The organism is Stenotrophomonas maltophilia (genome assembly GCF_006970445.1).
GTDB lineage: Bacteria > Pseudomonadota > Gammaproteobacteria > Xanthomonadales > Xanthomonadaceae > Stenotrophomonas > Stenotrophomonas maltophilia_AU.
The window spans coordinates 3,097,691-3,117,176 of the sequence record NZ_CP033877.1 but is presented as its reverse complement, the minus strand read 5'-3'; the positions used below and the strand labels follow the sequence as shown (position 1 = coordinate 3,117,176).

At 64.9% G+C, this 19,486-nt stretch carries 16 protein-coding genes and 2 tRNA genes; all 18 read left to right on the top strand.

Annotated features, from left to right (window positions below):
• Positions 1-7: 7 nt before the first annotated feature.
• Positions 8-535, top strand: coding sequence for an NADH-quinone oxidoreductase subunit NuoE (gene nuoE, locus EGM71_RS14455; protein ID WP_006381132.1), 528 nt, complete (start codon positions 8-10; stop codon positions 533-535).
• 4 nt (positions 536-539) lie between these two features.
• Positions 540-1,880: an NADH-quinone oxidoreductase subunit NuoF gene (gene nuoF, locus EGM71_RS14450; RefSeq protein ID WP_005410459.1), complete on the top strand. Its 1,341-nt coding sequence runs from the start codon at positions 540-542 to the stop codon at positions 1,878-1,880.
• Positions 1,877-4,111, top strand: a complete 2,235-nt coding sequence (gene nuoG, locus EGM71_RS14445; RefSeq protein WP_188485459.1) for an NADH-quinone oxidoreductase subunit NuoG — start codon at positions 1,877-1,879, stop codon at positions 4,109-4,111. Before nuoF ends, nuoG begins: the two co-directional genes overlap by 4 nt.
• Positions 4,108-5,202, top strand: coding sequence for an NADH-quinone oxidoreductase subunit NuoH (nuoH, locus tag EGM71_RS14440; protein WP_012511706.1), 1,095 nt, complete (start codon positions 4,108-4,110; stop codon positions 5,200-5,202). The genes nuoG and nuoH overlap by 4 nt, the downstream gene beginning before the upstream one ends.
• 4 nt (positions 5,203-5,206) lie before the next feature.
• On the top strand, positions 5,207-5,695 hold the full coding sequence (gene nuoI / locus EGM71_RS14435; RefSeq protein ID WP_005417924.1) for an NADH-quinone oxidoreductase subunit NuoI: 489 nt from the start codon (positions 5,207-5,209) through the stop codon (positions 5,693-5,695).
• A gap of 9 nt (positions 5,696-5,704) precedes the next feature.
• Positions 5,705-6,361 carry an NADH-quinone oxidoreductase subunit J gene (locus EGM71_RS14430; protein WP_093999837.1) on the top strand — a complete coding sequence of 219 codons (657 nt, stop codon included), beginning with the start codon at positions 5,705-5,707 and terminating at the stop codon, positions 6,359-6,361.
• Entirely contained in the window at positions 6,358-6,663 is a 306-nt protein-coding gene (nuoK, locus tag EGM71_RS14425) for an NADH-quinone oxidoreductase subunit NuoK (RefSeq protein ID WP_005410454.1), read from the top strand. The genes EGM71_RS14430 and nuoK overlap by 4 nt, the downstream gene beginning before the upstream one ends.
• A 7-nt stretch (positions 6,664-6,670) precedes the next feature.
• Complete coding sequence (gene nuoL / locus EGM71_RS14420; RefSeq protein ID WP_188485458.1) at positions 6,671-8,836, top strand: NADH-quinone oxidoreductase subunit L; 2,166 nt, start codon at positions 6,671-6,673, stop codon at positions 8,834-8,836.
• Positions 8,837-8,859: 23 nt separating this feature from the next.
• On the top strand, positions 8,860-10,368 hold the full coding sequence (locus tag EGM71_RS14415; protein WP_188485457.1) for an NADH-quinone oxidoreductase subunit M: 1,509 nt from the start codon (positions 8,860-8,862) through the stop codon (positions 10,366-10,368).
• Between the two features lie 15 nt (positions 10,369-10,383).
• The gene (nuoN, locus tag EGM71_RS14410; protein ID WP_075677141.1) at positions 10,384-11,844 is read left to right on the top strand and encodes an NADH-quinone oxidoreductase subunit NuoN; all 1,461 of its coding nucleotides are present in this window, start codon (positions 10,384-10,386) and stop codon (positions 11,842-11,844) included.
• Positions 11,845-11,971: 127 nt separating this feature from the next.
• Positions 11,972-12,048, top strand: a tRNA-Met gene (locus EGM71_RS14405).
• 82 nt (positions 12,049-12,130) lie between these two features.
• A tRNA-Met gene (locus tag EGM71_RS14400) sits at positions 12,131-12,207 on the top strand.
• Between the two features lie 367 nt (positions 12,208-12,574).
• A complete protein-coding gene (rimP, locus tag EGM71_RS14395; protein ID WP_014037945.1) occupies positions 12,575-13,165 on the top strand; it encodes a ribosome maturation factor RimP in 591 nt (196 codons plus the stop codon).
• Between the two features lie 4 nt (positions 13,166-13,169).
• A complete protein-coding gene (gene nusA, locus EGM71_RS14390) occupies positions 13,170-14,681 on the top strand; it encodes a transcription termination factor NusA (RefSeq protein WP_005410449.1) in 1,512 nt (503 codons plus the stop codon).
• A gap of 92 nt (positions 14,682-14,773) precedes the next feature.
• The gene (gene infB, locus EGM71_RS14385) at positions 14,774-17,425 is read left to right on the top strand and encodes a translation initiation factor IF-2 (RefSeq protein ID WP_188485456.1); all 2,652 of its coding nucleotides are present in this window, start codon (positions 14,774-14,776) and stop codon (positions 17,423-17,425) included.
• Between the two features lie 81 nt (positions 17,426-17,506).
• Complete coding sequence (gene rbfA, locus EGM71_RS14380) at positions 17,507-17,890, top strand: 30S ribosome-binding factor RbfA (RefSeq protein ID WP_005410447.1); 384 nt, start codon at positions 17,507-17,509, stop codon at positions 17,888-17,890.
• A gap of 107 nt (positions 17,891-17,997) precedes the next feature.
• On the top strand, positions 17,998-18,906 hold the full coding sequence (gene truB, locus EGM71_RS14375; protein WP_188485455.1) for a tRNA pseudouridine(55) synthase TruB: 909 nt from the start codon (positions 17,998-18,000) through the stop codon (positions 18,904-18,906).
• A gap of 174 nt (positions 18,907-19,080) precedes the next feature.
• Positions 19,081-19,341 (top strand): 30S ribosomal protein S15, encoded by a 261-nt coding sequence (gene rpsO, locus EGM71_RS14370; RefSeq protein WP_005410445.1) that lies wholly within the window; start codon positions 19,081-19,083, stop codon positions 19,339-19,341.
• Positions 19,342-19,486: the final 145 nt, after the last annotated feature.

Here is a 19,486-nt window from a genome sequence, read left to right as displayed (position 1 = left end):
TCGGCCGATGAAGGCGACAGGTAATTTCGAGGCGGCGCGCGACGTCGACCCGATGGTGGTGCTGAGCGACAAGACCCGCGCTCACATCGATCACTGGCTGTCCAAGTTCCCGCCGGACCGCAAGCGCTCTGCCGTGCTGCAGGGCCTGCATGCGGCCCAGGAGCAGAACGAGGGCTGGCTGACCGACGAACTGATCGCCGGCGTGGCCAAGTACCTCGACCTGCCGCCGGTGTGGGCCTACGAGGTCGCCAGCTTCTACTCGATGTTCGAGACTGAGAAGGTGGGCCGCAACAACGTGGCCATCTGCACCAACATCAGCTGCTGGCTCAATGGCGCCGAGGACATCGTCCGCCATTGCGAGAAGAAGCTGGGCATCAAGCACGGTGAATCGACCCCGGACGGCCGCGTCTACCTCAAGCGCGAGGAAGAGTGCCTGGCCGGCTGCGGTGGCGCGCCGATGATGGTCATCAACGGTCACTACCATGAGCGTCTGACCCTGGAAAAGGTCGACGAGCTGCTGGACGGGCTGGAGTAAGGGCATGGCACATCACCACGAATCCAAGGGTCCGGTCGGCCCCGCGCCGCTGCCGCACCAGGTGGTCTACACCACCCTGCATTACGACACCCCGTGGTCGTACGAAAGCTACCTGAAGACCGGTGGCTACGCCGCCCTGCGCAAGATCCTCGAAGAGAAGATCCCGCCGGAGCAGGTCATCGAGATGGTCAAGGCCTCGGGCCTGCGCGGCCGCGGTGGCGCAGGCTTCCCGACCGGCCTGAAGTGGTCCTTCATGCCCAAGGGCAACATGCAGAAGTACATCCTCTGCAACTCGGACGAATCCGAGCCGGGCACCTGCAAGGACCGCGACATCCTGCGCTACAACCCGCATTCGGTGGTGGAAGGCATGGCGATCGCCTGCTACGCCACCGGTTCGACCGTGGGTTACAACTACCTGCGCGGTGAGTTCCACCACGAGCCGTTCGAGCACTTCGAGCAGGCCCTGGCCGACGCCTATGCAAACGGCTGGCTGGGCAAGAACGTGATGGGCTCGGGCGTGGACATCGACATCTACGGCGCGCTGGGCGCCGGCGCGTACATCTGCGGCGAAGAAACCGCGCTGATGGAATCGCTGGAAGGCAAGAAGGGCCAGCCGCGCTACAAGCCGCCGTTCCCGGCCAACTTCGGCCTGTACGGCAAGCCGTCGACGATCAACAACACCGAAACCTACGGTTCGGTGCCGGCGATCATCCGCAACGGTCCGGAGTGGTTCAAGGGCCTGAGCCTGACCGCCAATGGCGGTCCGAAGTGCTTCTCGGTGTCCGGCTGCGTGCAGAACGGCGGCAACTTCGAAGTGCCGCTCGGCACCAAATTCCACGACCTGCTGGAAATGGCCGGTGGCCTGCGTCCGGGCCGCACCCTGAAGGGCGCGATCCCGGGCGGCGTGTCGATGCCGGTGCTGACCGCGGCCGAGCTGAAGGATCTGCCGATGGACTACGACACCATCCGTGCGCTGGGCTCCGGCCTGGGTTCGGGTGCGATCGTGGTGCTCGACGACAGCGTCTGCTGCGTCAAGTTCGCCTGCCGCATCAGCCAGTTCTTCCACAAGGAATCCTGCGGCCAGTGCACCCCGTGCCGTGAAGGTACCGGCTGGATGCACCGCGTGCTGGAGCGCATCGTCGCCGGCAAGGCCACGATGGAAGACCTGCACCAGCTGAAGGCGGTGGCCGGCCAGATCGAAGGCCACACCATCTGTGCGTTCGGCGAAGCGGCTGCATGGCCCATCCAGGGCTTCCTGCGCCAGTTCTGGGACGAGTTCGAGTACTACATCGTCAACGGTCATTCGATGGTTGACGGCAAGAAGGTGGAGGCAGCCGCCGCATGAGCGCGCAACCCGTAAATCCGAGCGTCCCACCCGATCACGTCACCATCGAGATCGATGGCAAGTCGCTGGTCGTGCCCAAGGGCTCGATGATCATCCAGGCGGCCGACAAGGCCGGCATTTCGATTCCGCGCTTCTGCTACCACGAGAAGCTGCCGATCGCCGCCAACTGCCGCATGTGCCTGGTTGACGTGGAGAAGTCGCCGAAGCCGGCGCCGGCCTGCGCCACCCCGGTGATGGATGGCATGAAGGTCGCCACCCGAAGCGAGAAGGCACTGAAGTTCCAGCGCTCGGTGATGGAGTTCCTGCTCATCAACCACCCGCTGGACTGCCCGATCTGCGATCAGGGCGGCGAGTGCGAGCTGCAGGACGTGTCGCTGGGCTATGGCCGTTCGGTCAGCCGCTTCAACGAGCGCAAGCGCGTGGTGCCGGACGAGGACATGGGCCCGCTGGTCGCCACCGAGATGACCCGTTGCATCCAGTGCACCCGCTGCGTCCGCTTCACCGCCGACGTTGCCGGTACCTACGAGCTGGGTGGCATGTACCGCGGTGAGAACCTGCAGATCGGTACCTTCGACGGCAAGCCGCTGACCACCGAGCTGTCCGGCAACGTCGTCGACGTCTGCCCGGTCGGCGCGCTGACCAACAAGGTGTTCCAGTTCCGCGCCCGCCCGTGGGAACTGACCGCGCGCGAATCGCTGGGCTACCACGACGCGATGGGTTCGAACCTGTTCCTGCACGTGCGTCGCGGCGAAGTGCTGCGCACCGTGCCGCGCGACAACGAAGCGGTGAACGAGTGCTGGCTGTCCGATCGTGACCGCTACTCGCACCAGGGCCTGTACAGCGAAGACCGTGCGGTCAAGCCGCTGCGCAAGGTCAATGGCGAGTGGAAGGAAGTGAGCTGGGCCGAAGGCCTGGCCGCGGCCGCCGAGATCCTCAAGGCGAACCAGGGCGACAACCTGGGCGTGCTGGTGCATCCGTCCACCTCGAACGAGGAAGGCGCGCTGCTGGCCCGCCTGGCCAAGGGCCTGGGCTCGAGCAACATCGATCACCGCATCAACAACCGCGATTTCTCCGACGCCGCAACCGCCGAAGTGTTCGGCCTGCCGCTGGCCGAGATCGAAGGCGCCGACCGCATCGTCGTTCTGGGCAGCAACATCCGCCACGAACTGCCGCTGCTGCACGCCCGCCTGCGCAAGGCGCAGACCACCAACGGCGCGAAGATCCACGTCGTCAACCCGGTGGACTTCGACTTCGCCTTCAGCATTGCCGGCAAGCAGATCGTCGCACCGTCGAAGTTCGTCGACGCGCTGGCCAACGCCGAGCTGCGTTCGGCAGTGCAGGGCGGCAACAACACCGTGCTGATCGTCGGTGGCATCGCCGAAAACCACCCGCAGGCTGCCGCCATCCGCGCCGCTGCGCGTGAGTTCGCCGCCGCCACCGGTGCCAAGCTGTGCCGCATCCCGCAGGGCGCCAACGCCGTTGGCCTGACCCGCGCCGGCGTGCTACCGGCCGGCAAGGACGTCGCCGCGATGCTGGCGCAGCCGCGCCAGGCCTACGTGGTGTACGGCCTTGAGCCGGGCCTGGACTTCGCCGATGCACCTGCCGCGCGCAAGGCGCTGGTCGGCGCCCAGGTGGTGGCCTTCAGCCAGTTCGCCTGCGTCTCCACCCGCGACGTTGCCGACGTGATCCTGCCGATCGGCGCGCTGCCGGAAATCGACGCCACCCTGACCAACCTCGATGGTCGCGAGCAGTCGGCCCGTGCCGGCGGCAAGCTGCCGGGCGAGGCCCGTGAAGGCTGGCGCGTGCTGCGCGCACTGGGCGGCGACATGGCGCTGGCCGGTTTCGACTTCACCGACCTGGCCGGCCTGCGTGCCAGCCTGGCCGCGGTGTCGGTCACCGTTGCCGCTTCGGCGCAGCCGGGCGTTGCCGGCGAAGGCCTGGAAGTGGCTTCGACCGCCGCGATCTACCGCACCGATGCGGTGGTCCGTCGCGCCCCGGCGCTGCAGTCGCATCCGCTCAACAACGCCCCGCGCATCGTGCTGAACGCTGAAGATGCCGCTCGCCTGCAGCTGCAGGAAGGGCAGATGGCCAAGGTCGGCACCGATGCCGGCAAGGCCACCCTGCCGGTGGTGGTCGACGCCCGCGTCGCTGCGGGTTCGGTCTGGATTGAATCGGGCCACGGCGCGACCGCGCCGCTGGGTGCCGCTCGCGTAACGGTGGTGGCTGCATGAACGAATTGCTGTTGAACGCGGTCGACCCGCTGCACCAGTGGCTGCTTGGCCTCGGTGACATCGGCGCGCTGATCTGGATCATCCTGAAGATCCTGGTGATCACCGTTCCGGTGATCGTCTCGGTGGCCTTCTACGTGGTCTGGGAACGCAAGCTGATCGGCTGGATGCACGTCCGCCACGGCCCGATGTACGTGGGCATGGGCATCTTCCAGGCCTTCGCCGACGTCTTCAAGCTGCTGTTCAAGGAAGTGGTCCAGCCGAGCAGCGCCAACAAGGCGATCTACCTGCTGGCACCGCTGATCACCCTGGCGCCGGCCTTCGCGGCCTGGTCGGTGGTGCCCTTCGATTCGCAGATCGTGCTGTCCAACGCCAACGCCGGCCTGCTGTACCTGCTGGCGATGACCTCGCTGGGCATCTACGGCATCATCCTGGCCGGTTGGGCGTCGAACTCGAAGTACGCGTTCCTGGGTGCCATGCGCGCCTCGGCGCAGATGATCAGCTACGAAATCGCGATGGGCTTCGCCCTGGTCGGCGTGATGATCGCGTCGGGCAGCCTGAACCTGAGCAACATCGTGATGGCGCAGGCCGGTAATTCCGGTTTCTTCGACTGGTTCCTGCTGCCGCTGTTCCCGTTGTTCGTCATCTACTGGGTGTCGGGCGTGGCTGAAACCAACCGCGCGCCGTTCGACGTGGTGGAAGGCGAATCGGAAATCGTCGCCGGCCACATGGTCGAGTACTCCGGCGGTGCGTTCGCCCTGTTCTTCCTGGCCGAATACGCGAACATGATCCTGATCAGCTTCCTGATCTCGATCTTCTTCCTCGGCGGCTGGCTGAGCCCGATCCAGGGCTGGGTCAACCCGGGCGACATCTCGCCGCTGGTCGACTGGATCTGGAAGGGCGGTGCACCGTGGCTGTTCGTCAAGGTGTTCTTCTTCGCCAGTGCCTACATCTGGTTCCGTGCCAGCTTCCCGCGCTTCCGCTACGACCAGATCATGCGCCTGGGCTGGAAGGTCTTCATCCCGCTGGCCATTCTGTGGATCGCGGTTACCGCCGTCATGGTGTTCTTCGGCGTGATTCAAAAGGGCGTCTAAAGTGATGAACAGGATTACCCATTACTTCAAGAGCCTGCTGCTGCTCGAACTGCTGGCCGGTCTCTGGCTGACGCTGAAGTACAGCTTCAAGCCCAAGTACACGATGATGTACCCGATGGAGAAGTTCCCGCAGTCGCCGCGTTTCCGTGGCCTGCACGCCCTGCGCCGTTACCCCAACGGTGAAGAGCGCTGCATCGCCTGCAAGCTGTGCGAAGCGGTGTGCCCGGCACTGGCCATCACCATCGACTCGGCCAAGCGCGAAGACGGCACCCGCCGTACCACTCGCTACGACATCGACCTGTTCAAGTGCATCTTCTGCGGCTTCTGTGAAGAAAGCTGCCCGGTGGACTCGATCGTCGAAACCCACATCCTCGAGTACCACTTCGAGAATCGTGGCGAAAACATCGTTACCAAGCCGCAGCTGCTGGCCCTGGGCGACCGTCTCGAATCCGAGATCGCCGAGCGTCGCGCCGCCGATGCCGCTTACCGCTGAGGTCGAGAGATGGATTGGGTAAATATCGCTTTCTGGGTGTTCGCCATCGCGGCAACGGTTTCGGCCGGTGCGGTGATCAGCGTGCGCAACCCGGTTCACGCCGTGCTCTGCCTGGTGCTGACCTTCTTCTCCATCGCCTGCGTGTGGCTGCTGGTGGGCGCCGAATTCCTCGGCGTGGCGCTGGTGCTGGTCTACGTCGGCGCGGTGATGGTGCTGTTCCTGTTCGTGGTGATGATGCTGGACATCGACCCCACCAAGATGCGTGAGGGTTGGGTGCGCTACCTGCCGGTCGGCCTGATCGTTGCCGTGGCCATGCTGGTGCAGATGCTGATCCTGATCGGCGTGAAGGGCAGGGCGGTGACCCCGTTCCCGGCCGACAACGCCGCCGCGGTCGCTGCCGACAGCTCCAACGTCACCTGGCTGGCGCGCACGCTGTTCACCGAGTACCTGCTGCCGTTCGAGTTTGCCGCCGTCATCCTGACCGTGGCCGTGGTTGCCGCCGTGATGCTGACCCTGCGTCGCCGTACCGGCGTGAAGAGCCAGAACCCGGGCGAGCAGACCATGGTCAAGGCCGGCCAGCGCCTGCGCATGGTCAAGATGGGCGCCGAGGCACCGGTCGTGCACAGCAACAGCAAGCCGGCCGCCGGCGAGGAGACCCAGCCGTGATTACCCTTGGCCACATGCTTGCGCTCGGCGCGGTGCTGTTCGCCATCAGCCTGGCCGGCATCTTCCTCAACCGGAAGAACGTCATCGTCCTGCTGATGTCGATCGAACTGATGCTGCTGTCGGTGAACATCAACTTCGTCGGCTTCTCGCGTCAGCTGGGCGATCCGTCCGGCCAGCTGTTCGTGTTCTTCATCCTGACCGTCGCCGCCGCGGAAGCCGCCATCGGCCTGGCGATCCTGGTGACCCTGTTCCGCACCCGCCGCACGATCAATGTCGGCGAAGTCGATTCGTTGAAGGGCTGATCCACAGATGGAAATCACTCTCTCCAAGAGTCTGTTGATCGCAGTGGTGCTTGCACCGCTGTTCGGCAGCATCATCGCCGGCCTGTTCGGTCGCCAGGTCAAGCGCTTCGGCGCGCAGACCATCACCATCCTCGGCGTCGCGGTTGCCTGCGGCCTGTCGATGTACACGCTCTACCAGCTGATCTGGGGTGGCGCACAGCCGTTCAACCAGAACATCTACACGTTCTTCGAAGTTGGCCAGTACTCCGCGCATGTCGGCTTCATGGTCGACAAGCTGACCGCGATGATGATGGTGGTGGTGACCTTCGTGTCGCTGCTGGTCCACATCTACACGATCGGCTACATGCAGGACGATCCGGGCTACCAGCGGTTCTTCAGCTACATCTCGCTGTTCACCTTCTCGATGCTCACCCTGGTGATGAGCAACAACTTCCTGCAGCTGTTCTTCGGCTGGGAAGCGGTGGGCCTGGTGTCGTACCTGCTGATCGGCTTCTGGTTCAAGCGCCCGACCGCGATCTTCGCCAACATGAAGGCGTTCCTGGTCAATCGCGTCGGTGACTTCGGCTTCCTGCTGGGCATCGCCGGCGTGCTGTGGGTGTTCGGCACCCTGGACTACTCGCAGGTGTTCTCTCAGGCCGGCATGCTGGCTGACCCGCGTGCCCAGCTGCAGATCTGGGACGGCACGATCCTGGGCATGCAGCTGCTGAACGAGCCGGTGATCTGGTCGATCGCCACCGTCATCTGCATCTGCCTGTTCATCGGTGCCATGGGCAAGTCGGCCCAGGTCCCGCTGCACGTGTGGCTGCCGGACTCGATGGAAGGCCCGACCCCGATCTCGGCACTGATCCACGCCGCGACGATGGTGACCGCGGGTATCTTCATGGTCACCCGCATGTCGCCGCTGTTCGAGCTGTCGCAGACCGCGCTGAACTTCGTGCTGTTCATCGGTGCCACCACCGCGTTCTTCACCGGCCTGATCGGCATCGTGCAGAACGACATCAAGCGCGTCGTTGCGTACTCGACGCTGTCGCAGCTGGGCTACATGACCGTCGCCCTGGGCGTGTCGGCCTACTCGGCCGCCGTGTTCCACCTGATGACCCACGCCTTCTTCAAGGCGCTGCTGTTCCTGGGTGCCGGCTCGGTCATCATCGCGATGCACCACGAGCAGGACATGCGCAAGATGGGCGGCCTGCGCAAGTACATGCCGATCACCTTCATCACCATGTGGATCGGTACCCTGGCACTGGTCGGTACGCCGTTCTTCTCCGGCTTCTACTCGAAGGACACCATCATCGAGGCCGCCGAGCTGCACGCGCACCTGTCCAACAACTGGGTGGCCACCTATGGCTACTGGGCGGTGCTGGGGGGCGTGATCGTCACCAGCTTCTACAGCTTCCGCCTGCTGTTCCTGACCTTCCACGGCAAGGAGCGTTTCCGCGACGCGCATCATGACGATCATGGTCACGGCCATGACGATCACCACGCCGCCGACGCCCACCACGGCGATGCGCATCACGATGACCACGGCCATGGCCACGGTCCGCATGAGCCGCACGAAACCCCGTGGGTGGTGACCCTGCCGCTGATCCTGCTGGCCATCCCGTCGATCGCCATCGGTTTCTTCAGCATCGGTCCGATGCTGTACGGCACCGACTGGGCCGGCAACCACGCGCACGATGCCATCAAGGGCCAGGCGCATACGTTCTTCACCGGCGTCGTCGATTTCTACGATCCGGCCAAGAACACCATCGGCTTCCTGGGTGAAGAGTTCCACGGCCCGGTTGCCTTCGCGCTGCACGGCATGATGGCTCCGGCGTTCATGCTGACCGTTGCGGGCTTCCTGCTGGCCGCACTGTTCTACCTGTGGAAGCCGGACCTGTCGGGCAAGGCTCGCAAGACCTTCGCTCCGCTGGTGTCGGTGCTGGAAAACAAGTACGGCTTCGACAAGCTGTGGATCGATGGCTTTGCCGGTGGCAGCGTCAAGCTGGGCAAGGTCTCGCGCTGGATCGACAGCAACATCGTCGACGGCGTGGTCAATCTCTCGGCACGTGTTGTGGACGTTGCAGCCGGCGTGCTGCGTCGCACCCAATCCGGTTTCCTCTATCACTACGCCTTCGCGATGATCATCGGCCTGATTGCCCTGCTGGGCGTGCTGATGCATTACCTGCGTTGATGACCTGTACGGAATAAGAAGACGTGTCGAACTGGCCTCTACTCAGTGTCCTCATCTGGCTGCCGATCCTCGGTGGCGCCCTGATCCTTGCGATCCGTGATGCGCAGACCGCCCGCTGGGCGTCGCTGGGCGTAGCGGTGCTGACGTTCGTGGCGAGCCTCTCGCTGCTGAGCGGCTACAACGCGGGCATCGACGGTCTGCAGTTCGTCGAGACCCATGCCTGGATCCCGGCGTACAAGATCGGCTACAACCTGGGCGTGGACGGCATTGCCGTGGCGCTGATCCTGCTGACCACCCTGGTCAGCGTGCTTGCCCTGATCGGCGCCTGGAGCGCCATCGACAAGCGCGTGAACCAGTACGTGGCGGCCTTCCTGATCCTGGAAGGCGTCACGGTCGGTATCTTCTCGGCGACGGACGCGATGCTGTTCTACGTGTTCTTCGAGGCGATGCTGATCCCGATGTTCCTGATCATCGGTGTCTGGGGTGGCCCGCGCCGCATCTATGCTGCGCTGAAGTTCTTCCTGTACACCTTCCTCGGCTCGGTGCTGATGCTGGTGGCGCTGATCTACCTGTACATGAAGGGCGGCAGCTTCCAGCTGGCCGACCTGTACGCGCTGCCGCTGTCGGCCAAGGAACAGACCTGGATCTTCTTCGCCTTCCTGATCGCCTTCGCGGTCAAGGTGCCGATGTTCCCGGTCCACACCTGGCTGCCGGATGCCCACGTGGAGGCGCCGACCGCCGGTTCGGTGATCCTGGCCGCCATCGCCCTGAAGATCGGTGGCTACGGCTTCCTGCGCTTCAACCTGCCGATCGTCCCGGACGCATCGCAGGAATGGGCCTGGCTGGTGATCGCGCTGTCGCTGATCGCGGTGATCTACGTCGGCCTGGTCGCCCTGGTGCAGGACGACATGAAGAAGCTGATCGCCTATTCGTCGATCGCGCACATGGGCTTCGTCACCCTGGGCACCTTCATCGCCCTGTGGCTGGTGCGTGAAGCCGGCAACGCCGATGCCGCCCGCCTGGGCCTGCAGGGCGCCATGGTGCAGATGATCTCGCACGGCTTCGTGTCCGGCGCGATGTTCTCCTGCGTCGGCGTGCTGTACGACCGCATGCACAGCCGCCGCATCGCCGATTACGGCGGCGTGGTCAACGTGATGCCGTGGTTCGCCACCTTCGCCATGCTGTTCTTCATGGCCAATGCGGGCCTGCCGGGTACCAGCGGTTTCGTCGGCGAGTTCATGGTCATCCTGTCGGCCTTCCAGCGTAATCCGTGGATCGCACTGGGCGCGGCCACCACCCTGATCATCGGCGCCGCCTACACCCTGTGGCTGTACAAGCGCATCTTCTTCGGTGAAGTGGCCAACAGCCATGTTGCCGAACTGAAGGACATCAACGGCCGCGAATGGCTGGTGCTGGGCGTGTTCGCCATTGGCGTGCTGGCGCTGGGCATCTATCCCAAGCCGCTGACCGACCTGATGGAGCCCTCGATCGCGAAGCTGGCGATGCAGATCGCATCCAGCAAGCTGCTGTAATTCCAGGATTTGATGATGACCACCTCGCCGCTGCTGCCATTGACCGCCGCTGACCTGCCACCGCTCGCTCCCGAGCTGGTGCTGATCGGCAGCGCCTTCGCCCTGATGATCCTCGACCTGTTCGTCAGCAACCGGAACAAGATCGTCACCCACCTGTTCTCGCTCGCTGCGCTGGCCGTGGTGCTGTTCATGCTGGCCACCGGCGTGGGCGGGCAGGGGGAGGTCTTCCATGGCATGTTCGTGCGCGATACCGCCGCGGACGTGATGAAGACCGGGATCGTGCTCCTCAGCGGCCTGACCCTGGTCTACGGCTGGCGCTACCTGCGTGACCGCAACCTGTTCCAGGGCGAGATCCCGGTGCTGATCCTGTTCGGCACCGCCGGCATGATGATCCTGGTCTCGGCCGGCAGCCTGCTGATGGTCTACCTGGGCCTGGAACTGCTGGCGCTGTGCTCCTACGCCCTGGTCGCCAGCAACCGCGAGAACGGCCTGGCCTCGGAAGCGGCGATGAAGTACATCGTGCTCGGTTCGCTGGCCTCGGGCCTGCTGCTGTACGGCATGTCGCTGATCTACGGCGCCACCGGCAGCCTGCACCTGGACGTCATCCGCGAGGCCATCCCGCACTCTGAAGAGCGCGTGCTGCTGATCACCGGTGCGGTGTTCATGATCGCCGGTGTCGCCTTCAAGCTGGGTGCCGCGCCGTTCCACATGTGGCTGCCGGACGTGTACCAGGGTGCCCCGGCACCGATCGCACTGTTCATCAGCTCGGCGCCGAAGCTGGCCGCCTTTGGCATGGCGTACCGCCTGCTGGAAATGGGCGTGGGCCCGCTGTCGACCGAACTGCAGCTGCTGATCGCCGGCCTGGCCGCGGTCTCGCTGGTCATCGGCAACCTGATGGCCATCGCGCAGAGCAACCTCAAGCGCATGCTGGCGTTCTCCACCGTCTCGCACATCGGCTTCCTGCTGATGGGCATCGCCGGTGGCGGTTCGCAGGGCTATGCCGCCGCACTGTTCTACGCACTGGCCTACGCCATCATGTCGACCGCCGCCTTCGGTGCGATCATCGCGCTGTCGCGTGCCGGCTTCGAAGCCGAGAACATCGAAGACTTCAAGGGCCTGAATGCCCGCAACCCGTGGATGGCCGGCCTGGTGCTGTGCATCATGGCGTCGCTGGCCGGCATCCCGCCGTTCCTGGGCTTCTGGACCAAGCTGGCGGTGCTGGGCGCGGCCGTCAACGGCGGCCTGCTGTGGCTGGCCATCCTCGGCGTGCTGTGCGCCGTGGTCGGCTGCTTCTACTACCTGCGTGTCATCAAGGTCATGTACTTCGATGAGCCGGTGGGCGAGGCCATGCCGCGCAGCAACGACCGCGTGCTGGGCGTGGTGCTGGGCGTGAACGCGCTGGCACTGCTGGCCCTGGGCCTGGCCTGGAACCCGATCATGGTCTGGTGCCAGCAGGCATTTGCGCATCTTGCATAAAAGTTGACACAAAGCTGCGCGATTCGTGTAATATGCGCAGCCTGAGTTGTCACTGCAGCGGTTCAGCCAGAACATCGTTGCGGTAGCCCTCCTCGAAAGAGCAGGGCAGCAGTTCAAACACTTCCGGTGCGGGGTGGAGCAGTCTGGCAGCTCGTCGGGCTCATAACCCGAAGGTCGCAGGTTCAAATCCTGCCCCCGCTACCAACTTCATATCGGCGCCAACCGGTTTGATGAATGAGGGAAGGCTTGCATGTTTTGAAGCATTCACTCATAATTCCGCTTCTGATGCGGGGTGGAGCAGTCTGGCAGCTCGTCGGGCTCATAACCCGAAGGTCGCAGGTTCAAATCCTGCCCCCGCTACCAAGTAAAGAAATCGCCTTCGAAGTCCTGCTTCGAAGGCGTTTTTCTTTGGGGTCTGCGTCGTTTCCGAGTGATTGGGGTCAGATCCCTTTTCCCGTGGAAAAGGGATCTGACCCCGGGTCCGCACCTTGCACCAGCGCGGTGCAGTCGCTATCATCAGCGGCCTAGCAGTACCCCTGAAGGCGGCCTCCCAGCGGGAGTCCGGACCCGGAAGGAGGGCCGCAACCGGCAGGCAATGCAGGTTGCAACCGGAATCCAGTCACCGGAGTCTTTCCGGAAAAGGGGCCCAACGGGCCCTTTGTCGTTTCCGGGGCGTCATGTTTCCACGCCGGCCAAGGCCGGCACCCAACCATAGAGATCAAGGCAGGCTGTGAGCGACAAGGCAACCGACATCGCGAATCTGCTCGCCCCGACCGTTGTGTCGCTGGGCCTGGAGCTGCTGGGCGTTGAGTATCTGCCGGCCCCCGGCGGTGCGACCCTGCGCCTTTACATCGACGTGCCGCTGGCTGAACAGCCCGAGCGCATCATCAATGTCGACGACTGCGAACGCGTCAGCCGTGAAGTGTCGGCGCAGATGGACGTCGAAGACCCGATCAGCGGCAATTACACGCTGGAAGTGTCTTCGCCGGGCGTCGACCGTCCGCTGTTCAACCTGGAGCAGTTCGGCCGTCACCTCGGCGAAATGGCCAAGGTCACGCTGAAGCTGCCGCAGGACAATCGTCGTCGCCTGCAGGGCCGCATCGAGGCGACCGACGAGGCCGCAGACACCATCACCTTCATCGTCGACAAGGCGGAAGTGGTCGTGTCGGCCGACAACATCGACAAGGCACGGATCATGCCCGACTGGGTGGCGCTGGGGCTGGCCCCGAGCAAGCCGACCGGTCCGGCACCGAAGCGTCCGAAGCCGAACAAGAATTCTTCTTCCAACGAGCCGGCGGCAAAGAAGCCGCGCGCGGAGTGAGCCAATGAGCAAGGAACTGTTGCTGGTAGTCGACGCAGTCGCCAACGAGAAGGGCGTGCCGCGTGAAGTGATCTTCGATGCCATCGAGGCCGCCCTGGCCTCGGCAGCGAAGAAGCGCTATCCCGACGAGGAAGTGCTGACCCGCGTGGTCATCGACCACAAGGATGGCAGCTACGAAACCTTCCGCCGCTGGGAAGTGGTGGCCGATGACGTGGTCATGGAATCGCCGGACCGTCAGATCCGCCTGATGGACGCCGTCGATGAAGCCGAGGGCGTGGACGTCGGCGACTACATCGAAGAGCAGATCGAGAACCCGGATTTCGGCCGCATCGCTGCCCAGGCCGCCAAGCAGGTCATCGTCCAGCGCGTGCGCGAAGCCGAGCGCCAGCAGGTCGTGGATGCGTGGAAGGATCGCGTGGGTGAGTTGATCACCGGCGTGGTCAAGCGCGCCGAGCGCGGCAACATCTATGTCGACCTCGGTGGCAACGCCGAAGGCTTCATTCCGAAGGACAAGGGCATTCCGCGCGACGTGCTGCGCGCCGGTGACCGCGTGCGCGGCTACCTGGCCGAAGTGCGCTCGGAGCCGCGTGGCCCGCAGCTGTTCATCAGCCGTGCCGCCCCGGAATTCATGATCGAGCTGTTCAAGCTGGAAGTGCCGGAAGTCGGCCAGGGCCTGGTGGAAATCAAGGCCTGCGCCCGCGATCCGGGCGACCGCGCCAAGATCGCCGTGCTGGCCCACGACCAGCGCACCGATCCGATCGGTGCCTGCATCGGCATGCGCGGTTCGCGCGTGCAGGCCGTGTCCAACGAGCTCAATGGCGAGCGCGTGGACATCGTGCTGTGGAATGACAACCCGGCCAACTTCGTCATCAACGCGATGGCGCCGGCCGAAGTGCAGTCGATCATCGTCGATGAAGACAAGCACTCGATGGACCTGGCCGTCGCCGAAGACCGCCTGGCCCAGGCGATCGGCAAGGGTGGCCAGAACGTGCGCCTGGCCAGCCGCCTGACCGGCTGGCAGCTCAACGTGATGACCCAGGACCAGGTCACCGCCAAGTCGGAGGCCGAGCAGGCTTCGGCCCGCCAGCTGTTCATGGACAAGCTGGAAGTGGACGAAGAGATCGCCGGCATCCTGGTCAGCGAAGGCTTCGGCACCGTCGAGGAAATCGCATATGTCCCGGTCGGCGAACTGCTGGCCGTGGAAGGTTTCGACGAGGACATCGTCGAAGAGCTGCGCGCTCGTGCCCGCGATGCGCTGCTCAATGAGGCCCTGGCAGTCGAGGAAGGCCTTGAAGACGGCCAGCCGGCGCAGGACCTGCTGTCCCTGAAGGGCATGGACGAAGCCACCGCATATGCGCTGGCCGGCCACGGCGTGCGTACCAGTGAGGACCTGTCCGACCTGGCCGCCGACGAGGTCATGGACTTCGGCATCGAAGGACTGGATCAGGCGCGCGCCGCTGCGCTGATCCTGGCCGCCCGTGCCGAGGAGATCGCCCGACTGGAACGCGGCGAATGAGCCGGCAATGAACAGGGCCCTGAGCCGCTCAGGGCGTAGAATCCGCGCCACCTCCACATGCGGGGGGGCGCCCACAAGATCATAGGATCCGAATGTCGCAGCAAACCACCATCCGCAAGCTTGCCGAACTGGTCAACACGCCGGTCGAAAAACTGCTGGAACAGCTGGCCGGTGCCGGCATGAAGTTCAGCGGTCCCGACCAGGTCGTGACCAGCTCCGAGAAGGTAAAGCTCCTGGGCTTCCTTCGTCGTTCGCACGGCAAGCCCGAGCAGGCCCCGGAAGAGACCGATCAGTCTGCAAAGAAGATCACGCTCAACCGCCGGAAGCAGCAGGAAGTGACGGTCAATTCCGGTCGTAGCAAGACGACCGTGAATGTCGAGGTGCGCCAGAAGCGTACCTACGTCAAGGATGGTGCTCGCGCCATGACTCCGGACGAAGAGCGCGCCGACATCCTGCGCAAGCTGGAAGAGTCGCGTGCCCGCAACCTTGCCGAACAGCAGGCCCTGGCCGAGAAGGATCGGCTGCGCGACGAGGCCATCGTCCGTGCCCGTGAGGAAGAGGTTGCCGCCAAGGAGCGTGCTGAAGCCGAGAAGAAGGCGGCCGAGGAAGCTGCGGCTGCTGCCAAGGCTGCCGAGGCGCTGGCTGCCAGCAAGCCCAAGGTGCGCGCTCCGATCGACGAAACCGCGCCGCGCCCGCCGCGCGCCCCGGCTGCCGCCCCGGCTGCGCCGCGTGGTGCTCCGCCGCCGCCGCCGCGCAGCGACGACCGCAACAACCGCAGCGCGCCGCGCAACGAGCGTGGCCCGGGCGACCGTTTCGCCGGCCAGATGCATCTGTCGGCTGCCGACCGTGCGCGTCGTGGCAACAGCAACAACAGCAACAACCGTGGTCGTCCGGGTGGCCGCAACCAGAGCGGTGGCCGTCGCGACATGTCGCGTGGTGGCAACAACGCCGGTCCGCACGCCTTCGAGCGTCCGACCGCACCGGTCGTGCGTGAAGTGGCGATCGGCGAGACCATCACCGTGGCCGACCTGGCGCAGAAGCTCGCGCTGAAGGGCGGCGAGGTGGTGAAGGCGCTGTTCAAGATGGGCGTGATGGCGACCATCACCCAGTCCATCGACCACGACACCGCTGCGCTGGTGACCGAAGAACTCGGCCACAAGGCGATCCGTGCCAACGACAACGACGCCGAAGACGCACTGCTGGCCTCGACCGGTGAAAACCAGGGCGAAGCCGTGCAGCGCCCGCCGGTGGTCACCATCATGGGTCACGTCGACCACGGCAAGACCTCGCTGCTGGATTACATCCGCCGCACCAAGGTCGCCCACGGCGAAGCCGGCGGCATTACCCAGCACATCGGTGCCTACCACGTCGAGACGCCCAAGGGCGTCATCAGCTTCCTGGATACCCCGGGCCACGCCGCGTTCACCTCGATGCGTGCCCGCGGTGCCAAGCTGACCGACATCGTGGTGCTGGTGGTGGCTGCCGACGACGGCGTCATGCCGCAGACCAAGGAAGCGATCCAGCACGCCCGTTCGGCGGGTGTGCCGCTGATCGTGGCGATCAACAAGATCGACAAGTCCGGCGCCGACCCGATGCGGGTCAAGAACGAGCTGCTCTCCGAGCAGGTCGTGGCCGAAGACTTCGGTGGTGACATCCAGATGGTGGAGATCTCGGCCAAGACCGGCCTGGGCATCGACGACCTGCTGGACGCGGTGTCGGTGCAGGCCGAACTGCTGGAACTGAAGGCCGTTGACGAAGGCCGCGCCTCGGGCGTGGTGATCGAATCGTCGCTGGACAAGGGCCGCGGCCCGGTCGCTACCGTGCTGGTGCAGCAGGGCCGCCTGAAGAAGGGCGACTACCTGGTGTGCGGCATCCAGTACGGCCGCGTGCGTGCGCTGTTCGACGAAACCGGCAAGCAGCCGGAGTTCGCCGGCCCGTCGATCCCGGTGCAGGTCCTGGGCCTGTCCGGTGTGCCGGAAGCCGGTGACGACTTCGTGGTGGTCGAGGACGAGCGCCTGGCCAAGGACGTTGCCCAGCAGCGCGAGACCAAGCGTCGTGAATCGCGCCTGGTCGCCACCGCTGGCAGCCGCATGGAAGACATCATGGCGACCCTGGGCAAGGGCGAGGGCCAGCAGGTCCTCAACCTGGTCATCAAGGCCGACGTGCAGGGTTCGGTGCAGGCCCTGAGCCAGGCACTGGTCGCGCTGTCCAACGAAGACATCCGCATCAACGTGATCCACTCCGGCGTGGGCGGCATCACCGAATCGGACGCCAACTCGGCGGCCGCTTCGAAGGCCACCGTCATCGGCTTCAACGTGCGTGCGGATGCTTCGGCCCGTCGCATCATTGAATCCAACGGCGTCGACCTGCGTTACTTCTCGATCATCTATGACGTGATCGATCAGGTGAAGCAGGTGGCTTCCGGTCTGCTGGGCGTGGAGATCCGCGAAGAGATCATCGGTATCGCCGAGGTCCGCGACGTCTTCCGCAGCTCCAAGCTGGGCGCCGTCGCCGGTTCGATGGTCATCGAGGGCGTGGTCAAGCGCAACAAGCCGATCCGCGTGCTGCGCGACAGCGTGGTGATCTTCGAGGGTGAGCTGGAATCGCTGCGTCGCTTCAAGGAGAACGTCGAGGAAGTCCGCAACGGTACCGAATGCGGTATCGCGGTGAAGGCCTACAACGACGTCAAGCCGGGTGACCAGATCGAGTGCTTCGAGCGTATCGAAGTGCCGCGCACCCTGTAATGCTGCACTGGACCGGCCCTCACGGGCCGGTCCTGTTTCATCCCGTAAACTGCAACAACGCAACCCATACGAGCCTGACGCGTGCCCAAGACTTTCCATCGAACCGACCGTGTCTCCGCCCAGCTGCGCCGTGAACTCGGCACCCTGGTGCACAACGCCGTGCGCGAGCACGGGTTGCCCTCGGTGAGCGTGTCCGACGTGGAAATCACCCGCGACATGGCCCATGCCAAGGTGTTCGTCACCGCGCTGATGCCGGAACGTTCGGCTGAAGCCGTGGCCGGCCTGAAGGAGCTGGGCTACCGCCTGCGCATGGACCTGGCCCGTGCGATGAAGCTGCGCCACGTGCCGGAGCTGCATTTCCACTACGACGACTCGGTCGACCGTGGTGAGCACATCGACAACATCCTGCGCGACCTGCCCGATACGCTGGCCGCCGAGAAGCGTCGCGAGAGCGACGAAGAATAACCGCGCGACGCCGGGCATGCCCGGCGTTGTTGCATTCCGGCTGCGCGATGTCTGATACAGACCGCGCTGCGGCAGCCGAGCACGGCTCGGCTCAACACTTTCCTGTCATGACCCGAATTCAGTTCCGCCGTCTGGATGGCATCCTGCTGCTCGACAAGTCGACCGGCATGAGCTCCAACTCCGCCCTGCAGGTGGCACGCCGCCTGTTCCGTGCCGAGAAGGGTGGCCACACTGGCAGCCTCGACCCGTTGGCCACCGGTCTGCTGCCGCTGTGCTTCGGCGAGGCGACCAAGATCGCCGGCCTGCTGTTGGGTTCGGCCAAGGCCTACGACGCCGAGATCGTGCTTGGCCAGACCACGGATACCGATGATGCCGAAGGCCAGGTGCTGCTGCAGCGCCCGGTGCCGGCGATCAGCGCCGAAGCCCTGCAGGCTGCGCTGGCGCCACTGACCGGCAACATCCGCCAGCGTGCCCCGATCTATTCGGCGCTGAAGCAGGGCGGTGAACCGCTGTATGTGAAGGCGCGCCGCGGTGATGCCATCGAAGCGCCCGAGCGCGAGGTCCAGGTGCAGGCCATCGAGGTGCTGGAGCAGCAGCCGGAACGGCTGCGGCTGCGCGTGACCTGTGGCTCCGGCACCTATATCCGCAGCCTGGCCCGCGATCTCGGCGAAAGCCTGGGCTGTGGCGCCCACATCAGCGCCCTGCGCCGGCTGTGGGTCGAGCCGTTCCGCGAGCCGGCGATGGTCACCCTGGACCAGTTGCGGGCGATGGTCGAGGCGGGCGACGAGGCGGGCATGGACGCGCTGCTGCTGCCGCTGGCAGCCGGCCTGGCTGAATACCCGCGGGTCGACCTCGATGCCGAGCAGATCCACCGCTTCTGCGTGGGTCAGCGCCAGCGTGGCGCGTCCTGGCCGCATGGCCTGGTGGCCGTGTTCGGTCCGGACGATGCTGTCCAGGGCCTGGGCCAGGTCGACGACAGTGGCCTGCTGGCCCCGCAACGCCGTTTCAACCTCTGACCGGGGCAGGGTGGTTCAGCCCCGGTCCTTGTCCCGGAAGCCCCTGGCCGTTACAATTTCGCGGCCGTTTTCCGGCAACCTGCCTCGCGCAGGTTTCATCCTCGTAGTCCACGGCGAGCCTGGCGGTGCGCGAAGCGCGTTCCTGCCGGCCACGCATCACAGAGAAAAAAGAAAATGTCGATCGACACCCAGAAGGTCATTGAAGACAACAAGCGCAGCTCGGCTGACACCGGCTCCCCGGAAGTCCAGGTTGCACTGCTGACCGCCCGCATCGAACTGCTGACCGGCCACTTCAAGACCCACAAGAAGGATCACCACAGCCGCCGCGGCCTGCTGCAGATGGTCAACCGCCGTCGCAGCCTGCTCGACTACCTGAAGAAGAAGGACGTCGAGCGTTACAAGGCCCTGATCGAGAAGCTTGGCCTGCGTCGCTAAGCAACGAATCCCCCGCGGCGCAGCGATGCGCCGCGGTTTTGTTTTGTAGCACCGCAATCCCCGATTCAGGCCGGAACGATCCGGCCACCCGCTGGCGGCAAGGGTCGCCGACGGTCCAAATTCGCAGACAGCATCCCCAAGGACA